Source organism: Empedobacter sp. R750 (assembly GCF_030324345.1).
Taxonomy (GTDB): Bacteria; Bacteroidota; Bacteroidia; order Flavobacteriales; family Weeksellaceae; genus Empedobacter; species Empedobacter falsenii_C.
On sequence record NZ_JACAGF010000004.1, the window covers coordinates 149,416 to 163,453 of the forward strand.

Annotated in this window: 13 protein-coding genes; 2 read left to right on the plus strand and 11 right to left on the minus strand. The window is 31.4% G+C overall.

Translation table 11 applies throughout. The features are described from left to right. Window positions 1-6: 6 nt before the first annotated feature. Complete coding sequence (locus tag HXZ74_RS06255) at window positions 7-198, plus strand: hypothetical protein (protein ID WP_286474392.1); 192 nt, start codon at window positions 7-9, stop codon at window positions 196-198. 95 nt (window positions 199-293) lie between these two features. Here the strand turns inward: HXZ74_RS06255 and HXZ74_RS06260 are convergent, their stop codons facing one another. The 6 genes from HXZ74_RS06260 to HXZ74_RS06285 form a co-directional block, all read right to left on the minus strand. Beyond that, window positions 294-2,072, minus strand: coding sequence for a WG repeat-containing protein (locus HXZ74_RS06260; protein ID WP_114999564.1), 1,779 nt, complete (start codon window positions 2,070-2,072; stop codon window positions 294-296). 87 nt (window positions 2,073-2,159) lie between these two features. Continuing rightward, window positions 2,160-4,598: an endopeptidase La gene (lon, locus tag HXZ74_RS06265; protein ID WP_280061621.1), complete on the minus strand. Its 2,439-nt coding sequence runs from the start codon at window positions 4,596-4,598 to the stop codon at window positions 2,160-2,162. A gap of 190 nt (window positions 4,599-4,788) precedes the next feature. Then, on the minus strand, window positions 4,789-5,397 hold the full coding sequence (locus tag HXZ74_RS06270) for an SMI1/KNR4 family protein (RefSeq protein WP_280061620.1): 609 nt from the start codon (window positions 5,395-5,397) through the stop codon (window positions 4,789-4,791). Window positions 5,398-5,442: 45 nt separating this feature from the next. After that, window positions 5,443-6,579: an N-acetyl-alpha-D-glucosaminyl L-malate synthase BshA gene (gene bshA, locus HXZ74_RS06275; RefSeq protein WP_038332343.1), complete on the minus strand. Its 1,137-nt coding sequence runs from the start codon at window positions 6,577-6,579 to the stop codon at window positions 5,443-5,445. A 23-nt stretch (window positions 6,580-6,602) separates the two neighbouring features. Next, entirely contained in the window at window positions 6,603-7,733 is a 1,131-nt protein-coding gene (locus HXZ74_RS06280) for a serine hydrolase domain-containing protein (protein WP_114999558.1), read from the minus strand. A 2-nt stretch (window positions 7,734-7,735) separates the two neighbouring features. Further along, complete coding sequence (locus tag HXZ74_RS06285) at window positions 7,736-9,484, minus strand: glycoside hydrolase family 3 protein (protein WP_286474395.1); 1,749 nt, start codon at window positions 9,482-9,484, stop codon at window positions 7,736-7,738. Between the two features lie 111 nt (window positions 9,485-9,595). On the opposite strand from HXZ74_RS06285, the gene HXZ74_RS06290 reads away from it, so the two are divergent. After that, entirely contained in the window at window positions 9,596-10,675 is a 1,080-nt protein-coding gene (locus HXZ74_RS06290; protein ID WP_180904861.1) for a TerC family protein, read from the plus strand. Window positions 10,676-10,741: 66 nt separating this feature from the next. Here the strand turns inward: HXZ74_RS06290 and HXZ74_RS06295 are convergent, their stop codons facing one another. The 5 genes from HXZ74_RS06295 to HXZ74_RS06315 all read right to left on the minus strand — a co-directional run bounded on the left by HXZ74_RS06295 (window position 10,742) and on the right by HXZ74_RS06315 (window position 13,930). Further along, on the minus strand, window positions 10,742-11,095 hold the full coding sequence (locus HXZ74_RS06295; protein WP_052217580.1) for a hypothetical protein: 354 nt from the start codon (window positions 11,093-11,095) through the stop codon (window positions 10,742-10,744). Window positions 11,096-11,162: 67 nt separating this feature from the next. After that, a complete protein-coding gene (locus HXZ74_RS06300; RefSeq protein WP_286474397.1) occupies window positions 11,163-11,678 on the minus strand; it encodes a c-type cytochrome in 516 nt (171 codons plus the stop codon). A gap of 111 nt (window positions 11,679-11,789) precedes the next feature. Then, window positions 11,790-12,704 (minus strand): 23S rRNA (adenine(1618)-N(6))-methyltransferase RlmF, encoded by a 915-nt coding sequence (gene rlmF, locus HXZ74_RS06305; RefSeq protein ID WP_114999549.1) that lies wholly within the window; start codon window positions 12,702-12,704, stop codon window positions 11,790-11,792. Between the two features lie 67 nt (window positions 12,705-12,771). After that, window positions 12,772-13,029 carry a chaperone modulator CbpM gene (locus HXZ74_RS06310; protein ID WP_125349027.1) on the minus strand — a complete coding sequence of 86 codons (258 nt, stop codon included), beginning with the start codon at window positions 13,027-13,029 and terminating at the stop codon, window positions 12,772-12,774. Window positions 13,030-13,033: 4 nt separating this feature from the next. Further along, window positions 13,034-13,930 carry a DnaJ C-terminal domain-containing protein gene (locus tag HXZ74_RS06315; RefSeq protein WP_280051524.1) on the minus strand — a complete coding sequence of 299 codons (897 nt, stop codon included), beginning with the start codon at window positions 13,928-13,930 and terminating at the stop codon, window positions 13,034-13,036. Window positions 13,931-14,038: the final 108 nt, after the last annotated feature.

Here is a 14,038-nt window from a genome sequence, read left to right on the forward strand (position 1 = left end):
TTTGTTATGAATCAAATTAGAATAACAAAAGATAACATTTCTCTTTTTCCAAAATATGAAAAGTTACTTCATGATAACAAAATAAAATTCGATTCTTTAGGCCGATTAAGATATTTACATGGAGCACCTATTGGAGATTTGATTCAAATCAAAATAGATCAAAATAGAAAACCAATTTTTCAAGAAATAAGTGATTAATGGTTTGATCCTGAAAGTGAAAAGGCTAAAAAATTTGTTTGGTTATAGATTTATATACAAACTAAAAAAGGAACTCTAATTGAGTTCCTTTTTTGCTAATACAATCCAAACTTATCCCATTCTTCTTGAGATAAATTCGTTTTAATTATATTATTTTTCAGATCAATTAACATTCTCTCTCCTTTTTTTATAACAGCTATAGTAATTGGTTTATTCTCATAATTAAAATAAAAATCACTCCAATTAAATTTCAATTCATCATATTCAAATGGAATTAACTGATTATTCAACTTATCTACAGCTCCGAATTTCCCTCTTTGGCTCACAAAAAAGTAGCCGTTTGCATAACTAAAATCTTTGTAAATACAAGGTATTGAAATCTGACCTTCTCGCGTTATCAAACCAGATAAACCATTTTTAGTAACAATATGTTCTTTAGGTCCATATTCTACCCAATTAGAAATAGAAGAATATTCTATTGGAACAATTATTTTTTGATTAATATCTATAATTCCAAATTTCTTATTTTTTTTAACGATAAAATTATTTTGTCTATTATAGACAGCTTCTATTGCTCCATAAATTGGTGGAATTTTAGTAATTCCCAAAGTATCAACAACTCCAAATAATTTATTCTTTTTTAAAATAATAAATCCCTCATCAGTTGAATGATAGTAATTTGTAAACTCAGTATTTGAAAGTGTTTTTTGAATAATATTGAACAAATAAATCTTTTTATTCTTTTTTATTACAGCAATTTTATTTTCATTTACTAAAAAAACGTCTTCGTTTTCTATTTTCACCAATTCTCGTCCATCAGAAGTTAATATTCCTTTTTTCTTATTAAAGTCTTCGACTTCAAACAATAAAATATATTGATCATTTTCTACAACAGCTTCTCGAAAATTTATACTTTTCAACCATTTGTCACCAGAAATTGAAATTAAATCTTCGGAAAGTAATTTTAATTTACCATCCTTTTTGATAACAAAAGTTTCTAATTTATTTCCATAAAGTCCATCATTTGAAATTGAATCATAAATAATATCTAAAGCAATTTGTCCTTTAGAATTTATAATTCCATATTTAGATTTATCTTCAACTATTGCTAAACCTTTTTGATTGAAAATTAAAACATTATCATATTTTCCAAACTCTAATACTTCTTTTAAATTCTTATCTAAAAACCCAATTTTACCATTCTTCGATAATTTCATAGAACCATCTATAAAATATGTAGTTCCATTTCCAAAACTATTCTTAGGTTTCACAATAACCTCCTCTGCATGATTATCAAATATATAATCAGTTAATTGTTTTCCTTCATTATTAAAAATTGCCCATTTTTCCTTATTCTTTACAAATAAAATACTATCATTCATAGATTGATCAACAGAATTATAAATAGGAGAAACAATTTCTTTTCCTGTTTTGTCTACAAATCCATATTTTCCATTTTTAACAATTTTCGATAAACCTGATTTGTAAAAATAATTTAATCGATCATAAATAAATGGAATTAAAACCTCTCCTTTTCTATTTATTGCACCAAACTTATCTTTAATTTGAGCAATTGCTAAACCATTATCAGAAAAAACACTTAGATCATTGTAAATAAAAGGTATTAAAATATTATCATTAATATCAATATAACCTTCTTTATCATCTTTCTTAGCAAGAATCATATTTTCTTGATCTAGAGGATTCATAAATTTATATTTACCAAGTGGAATTTTTATTTCTTTTGTTCTGTTATCAACATAACCCCAATAATCATTTTCAGAAATTCTTGAATAAATCTCCGTTTTATTTTGTACTTGAGACAAACAAAGTTCAGATAAGAATATTAAGATAAATAATAAAGCTACACGCATATTCGAAGTATTAATTCTTTGATTAATATACAATAAAAAAAGGAACTCTAATTGAGTTCCTTTTTTTTGTTTTGAGAAGATTTCAGATTAATCCAAAACCTTTGCTCCTTTTACTTTTTGATTTGTTAAAGCGATTTCCAAAACTTCTTTCATTTCTTTTACAAAATGGAAAGTCATTCCTTTTACATATTCTGCTTTAATTTCTTCGATATCTTTTCGGTTATCTTCGCACAAAATAATCTCTTTGATATTTGCACGTTTTGCTGCCAAAATTTTCTCTTTAATTCCACCAACTGGCAATACTTTTCCACGAAGTGTGATTTCACCTGTCATCGCCAATTTTGCTTTCACTTTACGTTGTGTAAAAGACGAAACCAAGGATGTCAACATTGTAATTCCGGCAGATGGTCCATCTTTTGGTGTTGCACCTTCTGGCACGTGAATATGAACTTTATAATTCTCGAAAACTTCTGGTTTGATACCTAATTCGTCCGCATGCGCTTTGATATATTCTAACGCAATTGTCGCAGATTCTTTCATCACAGTTCCAAGGTTTCCTGTAATCGAAAGTCCACCATTTTTCGCTTTTGATAAAATAGATTCGATAAATAAAATATCTCCTCCAACACTTGTCCAAGCTAAACCAACCACAACACCCGGAACTTCGTTGTTCTCATATTGATCTGGTGTAATAGAAGGTCCTAAGATTTTCGAAATATCTTCGATTGAATATTTAGTATTAAATTCTTCTTCCAACGCAATATGTTTTGCAGCCGAACGAACTAATTTCGCAACTTTCTGATTCAATTTACGAACACCAGATTCGCGTGTATAACCCGTAATTAAATATTCTATTTCTTTTTTACCTAACACAACATCTTTCTCTTTCAAGCCATGTTCTGTTAATTGTTTTGGTAAAAGGTGACGTTTTACGATTTCAGATTTTTCCTCGATTGTATAACCTGCAATATTAATCATCTCCATACGATCGCGCAACGGACTTGGAATATCTCCTATATTATTGGCTGTCGCAATGAAAAATACTTTCGACAAATCATAACCAATTTCTAAGAAATTGTCATAAAAAGTTGAATTTTGCTCAGGATCTAAAACCTCTAACATTGCTGATGAAGGATCTCCATGCGCACTCGCTGTCATTTTATCAATCTCATCTAAAACAAAAACTGGATTCGAAGATTCTGATTTTTTGATTGATTGTAAAATACGTCCTGGCATCGCTCCTATATAGGTTTTACGGTGACCGCGAATTTCTGATTCATCATGTAAACCACCCAACGACATACGCACATATTTGCGTCCAATCGCTTCTGAAATAGATTTCCCTAACGATGTTTTACCAACACCCGGAGGTCCATATAAACAAAGAATTGGCGAACGCATATCTCCTTTCAATTTCAAGACTGCAAGATGCTCCAAAATACGTTCTTTCACATCTTCTAAACCATAATGATCATGATCTAAAATTTTCTTTGCATTCTTGATATCAAAGTTATCTTTCGTTAAGGTATTCCAAGGTAAATCCAACATAAATTCAAGGTAATTGCGCTGAATATTATGTTCTGGCATTTGCGGATTTAGACGAGAAAGACGGTTGATTTCTTTATCAAAATGATTCGCTACTTCTTCGCTCCAACTTTTCGTTAAAGCACGTTTGCGCATTTCATTGATTTCTTCTTCAGTCGAATTTCCTCCTAACTCTTCTTGAATCGATTTGATTTGTTGATTTAAGAAATATTCTTTTTGTTGTTGATCTAATTCTTTGCGAACTTTATTCTGAATCGTATTTTTCAACTCCAATTTCTGAAGTTCAACATTCATAAAACGCATCACTTCCATTGCGCGAAGTTTCATATCAGAAATCTCTAACAATAACTGTTTTTCATCTAAACTCAACGTCAAATTAGACGCGACAAAGTTGATTAAAAACGTATTACTTTCAATACTTTTTATAGCTCCTGCAGCTTCCGAAGGCAACATTGGATTTTCTTCTACAATCTGAAAAGCTAAATCACGAATTGATTCAATAATAATTGGATATTCTTTGTTGCGTGATGTCGGAACTTTTTCTGTCAAAATTTCTACTTCTGCCTTGAAATAAGGATCATTTGAAACAAATTCTTTGACTTTGAAGCGTTTCATACCTTGTAAAATCACCGTAATGTTTCCATCTGGCAACTTTATCATTCGCATGATTTTCGCAACTGTACCAACTGTATACAAATCGTCTTGTGTAGGATCTTCCACAGCAATTTCTTTTTGTGAAAGCACACCAATAATGCGATCTTCTTTGTAAGCTTGTGTTAAAAGTTGTATAGATTTATCTCTACCCGCGGTAATTGGCGCAACCACACCCGGAAATAAGACAGTATTTCTTAACGATAAAATAGGCAATACCGAAGAAATATCTTGCTTATTTAGCTTACTTTCTTCGTCTTTACTCATCAAAGGAATTAATTCGATTTCTTCTTCCATTACTTGTGCTAATGACAAATTGTCTATGTTCATAATTTTTTTGTACGTTCAAAGTGTCAGTAAAACTATTTTTAACTGACGAAAGCTTTTCATAATTTCAAAAAAAACTACGATATAGTTCTTGTTTGAAGCGTTTAGAAAAGCGAGTATTAATAAGACAAACGTTGTGCCAATAAAATATATTGTCAGTTTTTCAATAAAGGTTTATAATGAGGATAAATAATTATTTTGCTTCTAAATCTTTTATCAAGATAGTTTGATCTTTAATTATAAAACAATTTGCAAGAAATTCGTTCATTGATTTTGCATGAAAATTCATCATTCCAAAATCTTCAGAAATTAAAATTTCGGTCAATTCTTCAAGCGATAATTGGTTCAAATCTTTGTAATCTGTTTCTTCTTCAACTTTTTCTAGAAATGAATTTAACGTTTCATGCGTGATATATAAATCGTGATCGATGCAACCAATCCAACCTTTTTTATCGCCTTGTAAAACCTCAACAAATTCGTTTCCTCCAGGATCTGTTCCAATTTTGAAAAATATAGATTCGAAAATAGTATAGGCTTGCGCTTCTATCAAATCATAATAATCTGAATTAGAATTCAAGCCATATAAGCCTCCAAACATTTGCCAAGGTTCTTCGCCAGTATAATTCGCGGTAAAATTGTTATAATCGGCATCAAAAAAGAGTAAATCATTAAATCCATTTTGTTCTAATAAAAAAGTCGCATATTCATCAGAAAAATTATACTTCTTTTGCAATGATTGAATTTCTTCTTTTGTAGGTTTTGAAAATCCAAATGGATTAGGAAAAGTGACTTTTGACAACATAGATTGAGTTGGTTTAAAACTTAAAAATATAAAAAAAATCGGGATTTACCCGATTTTAGATTTTGCGATGACTTTGCGATAAAGTTCTTCGTATTGTGGAAGAATATTCGTTTTATCAAATCGTATCGCTTGTTCTTTTGCTTGATGACTAAACTCTGCCAAACGCTTATCGTCTTCTAAGATATAGATTGCCTTTTCTGCCATCATTTCGATATCTCCTACAGGACAAACAAAACCAGTAAGTCCATCAACATTTACTTCTGGAATTCCGCCTGCATTCGACGAAATAACCGGAACACTTGCTGCCATAGCTTCAAGCGCTGCCAAACCAAAACTTTCTTGTTCGGATGGTAAAAGAAATAAATCTGCGGCTTTCAAAACATCATTCAAATCACTTACCATTCCAAGACTTTTCACTTTATCTTGAATTCCAAATTCTTGAATCATTTGATCTGCCATATCCCACTCAGGTCCTTCTCCAGCAATAATCAATTTAGATGGTATTTGTTTCTGAATCAAATTAAACGTTCCAATTACATCTTCAATGCGTTTTACCTTTCTCAAGTTTGAAGTGTGTAAAATCACTTTCTCTTTTGGTTGCGCAAAATTATCACGACAACACACACATTTCTCTGGTAAATATTGATCGTTATCAATAAAGTTTGGGACAACTTCTATCTCATTTGTAATGTCAAATGCACATAAAGTATCTTGTTTCAAACTTTCGGAAACCGATGTTACGGCATCCGATTCGTTAATCGAAAATTCAACAGCCGTTTTATACACAGGATGTTTCCCTACCAACGTAATATCCGTTCCGTGCAATGTTGTTACAATTGGTAATTTATACCCTTTTCGCGCCAACATTTGCTTCGTAAAATACGCTGCATACGCATGCGGAATCGCATAATGTACATGCACCAAATCTAATTCGTAATGCAAAACTTTATCATACAAAATTGTGCTCAATGCCAAATCGTATGGCTGATATTGGAACAATGGATACGTTTCGACATGAATTCGATGAAAGTATATATTTGGTAATTTGATGTTTAATCTCGCAGGAACATTTGTGCTAAAAAAATGTACTTCATGACCTTTTTCTGCTAAATCCATTCCCAGTTCTGTTGCCACAATTCCACTTCCTCCGTAAGTTGGGTAGCATACAATTCCTATTTTCATTCGCGATTTTTATTTAGACAAATTTAAGGTAAAATTGCTTCATAAATTACTTGTCGAATATTTTCTCGCACTTTTTTAATGGAAAGATAATTTGGCTCGACTGTTTCATTCACACGATTCGAAAGAAAAATATACACTATATTATATTTAGGATCAGCCCAAACCATTGTTCCTGTAAAACCTGTATGACCAAAACTTTCGACTGATGGACCTATTTTAGACGTTGTTTGCATTTTATCAAAACCAGCTCCACGATGATTGCCTTTGAATTGTTGTTTGGTAAATTCCGCCACCGTTTCTGGCTTCAAATAAACCTCATCACCATATTCGCCTCCATTCAAATACATTTGCATCAATTTTGCTAAATCAATCGAATTGGAAAATAAACCAGCATGACCAGCAATTCCGCCCATCATCGCAGCGCCTTGATCGTGTACAAAACCATGTATCAATTGATTTCTATATGTTTTGTCGTATTCGGTTGGAATAATATCTTCTAAACTAAATTTTTCTTTTGGATTGAACGTTGTGCGATACATTCCCAATGATTGATAAAATTTCTCTTGTGTCAGTTGATTCAGATCTTTCCCAAAATCTTTTTCTAATTTCTTTTTGAAAATATAATAACCCAAATCTGAATATTCATATGATTTACGACTTAAAGAAGATTTATAAATATCTTCGTAAATCGTATCTTTTATAGAATTGATAATATAAATGTTATCCGTAACTTTTATTTGATGTTCTTCATCTTGTTTTCTCGAATAGAAATCTAAATATAATCGCGCATTTTTTACATTGACAGTTTCATTGTAAAAACCAATCCAAGGTTTAAGACCAGCTTGATGCGCTAATACTTCACGAACTTTTAAAGAAGATTTGTTTGAATTCTTCGCTTCATTATCAATTTCTCCAATTGTTTGATCAAGGTTTAACTTGCCTTCGTTTACCTCCAACATCAACAAAGGCAACGTTGCCGTCACCTTTGTTACCGAAGCGACATCATATAAATCTGTCCACTCCACTTTTTTGGAAGAATTTTTATCTTGTGTTCCGAAGCTTTTATCATACACTATTTTCCCATCTTTTGCGACTAAAATTTGCATTCCAGGCGTGTAATGATTTGCAATTGCTTCTTCGGCAAGTCTATCTATTTCTAAGAGTTTTTTTTTCCTAAACTCACATTTTCAGGTGCAGTAAATCCTAAACGTTTGATGTGTTTTGTTACAATTCCTTGTCCTTCTTTCAAATTTTGATTGATATCTACTGGAAACGTTCCATCTGCATCAATTGCTCCAAAAATAACTTGTGCAGCAGCTGCTTGTGCATCTTTTGTATTTTGATATTGAACTGTAACCGCATCCAAATTTGATAAATCAAGATCTTTCAAACCATAAGGACTTGTGAATAACGAAAAGATTTTCTTTTTGTCTTTTGGTAACGCTTTCAAAATTGCTTTCGAATTATCTGACAATTTATAAGGTTTATAAACCGTTTCATTCGATAAAAACGCTCCAGAAATAATCACATCATAATCATTCAATAAATTGATTTGATTTGGATTTGAAATTTTAACTAACTCAACATTTGCATATTTTTGTAAATGTGTCAAAAATTGATCATAATCTGTTTGTTCAAGCGGAACAAAAGCTATTTTTTGATTTAATTTTTTAATTGGCAAAACTTTATCATTATTCTTCACAACTGTCGAAGCTTTCTCAAAAATTTTAGTTGTTAATGCTAAATTTTCGGCAGAATTTAAATCTTCTAACACATTTGTAGGATTTAACGTTTTAATTTCATTTAATCCTGTGATATATTTCGCCATCAAAATTTTCTTCACACTTTCTTCTAAACGCGCTTCAGAAATCTGACCTTTATTTATTGCATCAATAATTTTTTGTTTCCCAACATGTACATTTTGCGAAAACAACAAAATATCATTTCCAGCTACAAATGCTCTGTAATCCACATCACCAGCAGGAAACATTTTTGCTACACCATCCATATTCAATGCATCTGTAATCACAATTCCTTTGAATTGTAACTCACCTTTCAAATAATCTGTAATAATATTTTTTGACAACGTCGAAGGCATTTTTGGATCTGGTTCTAAAGCTGGAACATTTAGATGCGCCACCATAATTGACTGCACACCTGCCTCAATCATTTTCTTAAAAGGCGCAATGTGATATTTCTCTAAATCCGCTTTATTATCTGGAATTAAAGGCAAAACTTTGTGCGAATCTTGATCTGTATTTCCATGTCCAGGAAAATGTTTTGCAGACGATAACACGTTTTGAGCACGCATTCCTTCCATATAAGCAATTCCTTTTTCTGCAACCCGATCAGGATTTGAACCAAAAGAACGATTCCCAATAATTGGGTTATTTGGATTAACATTGACATCAACCGAAGGCGAAAAATTAAACTGGACGCCCATTCTATTCGCTTGTATACCAATTTGTTTTCCAACTTGATAAACCAATTTATTATCGCGTAAAGCGCCAAGCGTCATATTCCAAGGAAAACGCTCCACTCCTTTCAATCTCATTGCCAATCCCCATTCTGCATCCATACCAATCAATAATGGAATTTTAGAAATCGATTGAAATTTATTTGTCAACTCAATTTGATGAGCCGCTTGATCTTGCATAAAAATTAATCCTCCGATATGTTCTTCTTCAATTAATTTTTGAATATCATTCTCATGCACCGCATCTCTGTTTGTATAGGCTGCAACGATAAATAACTGACCTACTTTCTCTTCCAACGACATAGAATTGTACTTTTCATCCACCCATTTCATCTGAATAGAATCTTTGTACAATGGCGAAACGTGTTGCGCTTTCGAAGCTATAGGTAAAATAATTGTTAAGAATACGTATGCGATTACTCTTTTCATTCCGGAATAAATTAATTTTGCTTGTTTTTTCTTTTTTAGAAACATTTTTTAAAGGCCAATCGAGTTAGGATTGGTAAATTTATAGTAAATTGTCAAATTAAATAAATTTATATGAGTATTTTCAGTGTTGTACAGGATAGCATGTTGAATCATCCTGGACTAATAACTGTTTTTGGGGTTGCAGTAATTATTATGTTGCTGCTTGATTTGGGTGTTTTTAATAAAAATGCGCACGCAGTTTCGAACAAAGAAGCGCTTACTTGGACTGTCGTTTGGATTTCCTTGGCGATGATTTTTAGTGGTGTAATTTATTTCGTTTTTAAAGAAGCAGATGGACATGCATTTGCCATCAATAAATTTTCGCAATTTCAGGCAGCATATTGGATAGAAAAAGCCTTATCCGTGGATAATTTATTCGTCTTCATCCTCGTTTTTGGATTCTTTAAAATTCCAAAAGAATATCAACATAAAGTCCTTTTTTGGGGAATTTTAGGTGCTCTTCTTTTTAGAGCAATCTTTATTTTTGCAGGAGTTGAATTAATTAAAATGACTTATTTACCAGCTTTTTCAATTGGAGATTGGCACTTTAATCTTGGTGATGAAGCGACTCATGCAAATTTTGCAGCAAAACAATTCTTCCGTCCAAATGTCGTTTTAACACTGTTCGGATTCTTCTTAATCGTTGCTGGAATCAAATCTTGGAAATCAAGTGACGATGATGAAAATCAAGATTTATCGCAGAATTTTGGTGTTAAATTAGTACACAAATTCTTTAAGGTTACACCAAATTTTGATGGAGATAAATTCTTTTCTGTACAAAACGGAATTAAAATGGCAACACCTCTTTTTGTAGCTTTAATGGTAATTGAAGTAACTGATTTAGTTTTCGCTGTAGATAGTATTCCTGCTATTTTTGCCGTTGCTCCAGACGATCCATTTATTCTATATTCATCTAATATTTTTGCCATTTTAGGACTACGTTCATTGTATTTCTTGTTGGCAAATTCAATGGATAAATTCAATAAACTACATTACGGTTTAGCGATTATTTTAAGTTTTATCGGAATTAAAATGATTATTATGCCATTCTATCATTTCGAATCGACAGTTTCATTATCAATCATTGGTGGAGTTCTATTAACAACAATTATTTGGTCGCTAATTTCGAATAAATCGGAGGTTAAAGAGTAGATTATTACTTCGAAATAAATTTAAAAAAGCCATTCTTACGAATGGCTTTTTTAAATTTTATACATCTCACTTTTTATCTTCTATTGGTAAATTAATAACTTTTTCTAGATCTCCATTTTCATTGTAATTATAAATAAATCCATATTCAAAATTTTGATGAAGATATTTTTCAATTTTGACTAATCTATTATCTCTATAATATCCAATATAATAAGCATTTTTAACATTAGTTGAATCTTTCATTTCAAACTCATCATATAAATCTAATGGATGAGAATACTTTCCAAAACCAAGATAATATTTTTTTACGATTAAGTCTTTAGAACCGGATTTTGTAACCGAGTTATTTTGAATATTTCTTTCTGTTTTATTACAACTAAATATCGATAAAGCAACAAGAATGCATAAAAATTTAATCATACCAATAATGTTAACAAGCTTAAATTTATAAAAAAAGCTCCAAAAATGGAGCTTATATTTCTATTCTTTATTTTTTCTCAACTTTCGCTGAACCAGATGCTGGAGCTAATTTTTCTTTTGCAACATCTTTCACGTTTTTCAACTCAACGTTTACAGGCTCAATCAATGATTTTGTAGGACTTTCGTTACCTCTGTGGCACATTACACATGTTACAACATTGATCATTTCTGGATTTTTTGAGTTTTCCCAGTTGAAATTTTTTGCGTTTATATCACGTGTCATCACAATCATATGACGTGCAAATTCCTTTTCTTTTTTTGCATCACTTGCAAAATCCATCTTTTTCGTATCTGGATTTTCGGCGTGGCAAAAATTACATTTCACACCTAAAGCAGCATTATATCCGCGCATCAAACCTTTCAAACTATCTTCTGAAATGTTTTGTGGTAACACTTTTAGGTTTTTCCATTCTGAACTTGAAATTGCTTTTCCTGTGTCAATTTGGCGAGAAGTTGTAAACGAAAAGATACTAAACATCAACGCTAAAACTCCCAAAGAAGCCATTATTCTATTTGTTTTCATTTGTAATAATTTTGTTTATACAAGGTAAAACAAATCTTAAACCGAATAAACCCTTCAGAAAAATTTGGAATAATTTTAAATAAAATCTTTAATAAATTAAAAATAAATCAATTAAAATCTCCAAACTAATAAACGCGAAATTTTATTCCCTTGTTGCATATTTACAATTCGGTAATCTCTTACTTTTTCGCGTTTTAAAATTCCTTCTAAAATTCGAACATTTTCTTTCTTAGAAACCAATGTTGTAAACCATTTTACTTGATGTTTATAGTCTGCACTTTCTTTTATCATTTTTGTGATAAACAGGCGCTCTCCTCCTCTACACCAAAGCTCAGAATTATTTCCACCAAAGTTTTGAATTGGTTTTTGATCAGATTTTTGACCCAAGTTTTTCAGTTTACGCATTGTTTGCTCCATCACTTCTTGATTTGATCTAAAAAATGGAGGATTACAAATTGTAATATCAAATTTTTCGCCTTGTTTGATGATATTTTTGAAAATATTGTTTGGATTAAATTGCATTCTAATCTCAACTTTGTTACGTAATCGAGCATTTTTCTTGACAATTTCTTCCGCATTTTTGAAAGAAGCATAATCCAACTCTGCACCAACAAAATTCCAATCGTATTCGTAATTTCCAATAATCGGATAAATACAATTCGCACCAACACCAACGTCCAAGACTTTTACATCTTTTCCTCGCGGAATTACTCCATCGAAACTTTCGCCCAAAATATCGGCAACGTAATGAATATAATCGGCGCGACCAGGAATTGGCGGACACAAATTATCTTTTGGCAATTCCCAATAATCGATGTCATAATATGTTTTCAACAACGCTTTGTTCAACGCTTTTACAGCTTCTCTATCCGAGAAATTAATCGTTGGTTCGTTCTCTTTATTGGGTTTGATATATTTGGAAAGTGGCGAATAAATCGCACACAATTTTTCGAAATTATAAGGCGCTAAATGACGATTGCGCGAATGTAATTTTTTTAATTTACTCTTCTTTTCGGGAGTATCCATACAAAAATATTTATGCAAAAATAAGACAACCTTTGCAGTTTTCTGCAAAGGTTGCTTTTGATTTCGATTATTTAAGTTGTTTTTGTAGAGTTTCGATTTGTTTCAAAAGATGATGAATCACTTCTAAACCTTCTAAATTAACGCCCAAATTATAATGAAATTCAATAAATCGTTCGATTAATTTCAAATCATTTTCTTCGATAAAATATTCTTGGTTACGTTCATGCAAAACAACCAAATCATTTTTGTACAAATCAATCACAAATTGAGGTTCAATCTGATGATATTTACTAAACTGAATAACAGATATCGTTACATTTTTCATGGTTTTAAGCTTTTTTAAGTGAACGTAATTTCTCGAATAATTCTTTCTCTTCTGCTGATAAATTAGTTGGAGTTTTTACAGAAAATGTCACATACAAATCTCCAAATTGATCATCTTTCTTATAAATTGGCAAACCTTTTCCTTTCAATTTTACCTTTTTATTATTTTCCGTTCCTTCTTTTATCGGAACTTTTACTTTTCCAGAAAGCGTATCAACCATTGCTTCTCCACCCAAAATTGCATCGTATAAATCGACTACAATAGTAGTAGATAAATCTGCTCCATTCACTTCAAACGAGGTATTATTTTCGATATGAAACGTGATATACAAATCTCCATTGGGTCCATTGTTATAACCTTTTCCTCCGTGACCTTTTATCTTAATCGTTTGTCCATCTTCTACTCCAGCCGGAATTGTAATTCGAATATTTTTACCATTCACCGCAAAAGTTTGTTTGTGCGAAGTCAATGTATCTGTCAAATTTAGTGTCAAACTGGCATTTACATCTTGCCCTTTATAACCTGTTGATCTACTTCTACCTTCACGTCCAAACATCGAACTGAAAAAATCTGAATAGCCATCGAAATCACCAAAACCTTCAGCTCCATCAAAATCGCTATTACTATATTGATATTGTTGCTGTTGTTGCTGACGAGCTTTTTCATATTCTTCACCATGTTGCCAATTCTCTCCATATTTATCGTATTTTTTACGTTTTTCTGGATCGCTCAACACTTCGTTTGCTTCGTTTAATTCTTTAAATTTCTGTGCAGCTTCATCGTTATTTGGATTAAGATCGGGATGATACTTACGTGCCAATTTCCGATAAGCTTTTTTTATCTCATCTTGTGATGCGGTCTTTTGCAGACCTAATGTTGTATAATAATCTATAAAAGCCATAGTAATTAATAAGTTTGTGCCATAATTTAATCAAAATCAGTTCCAATTTTTTCAAAACTGACAATACGACTTATTCTTTTTATTCATTATAAAATTTTTAATATTTTA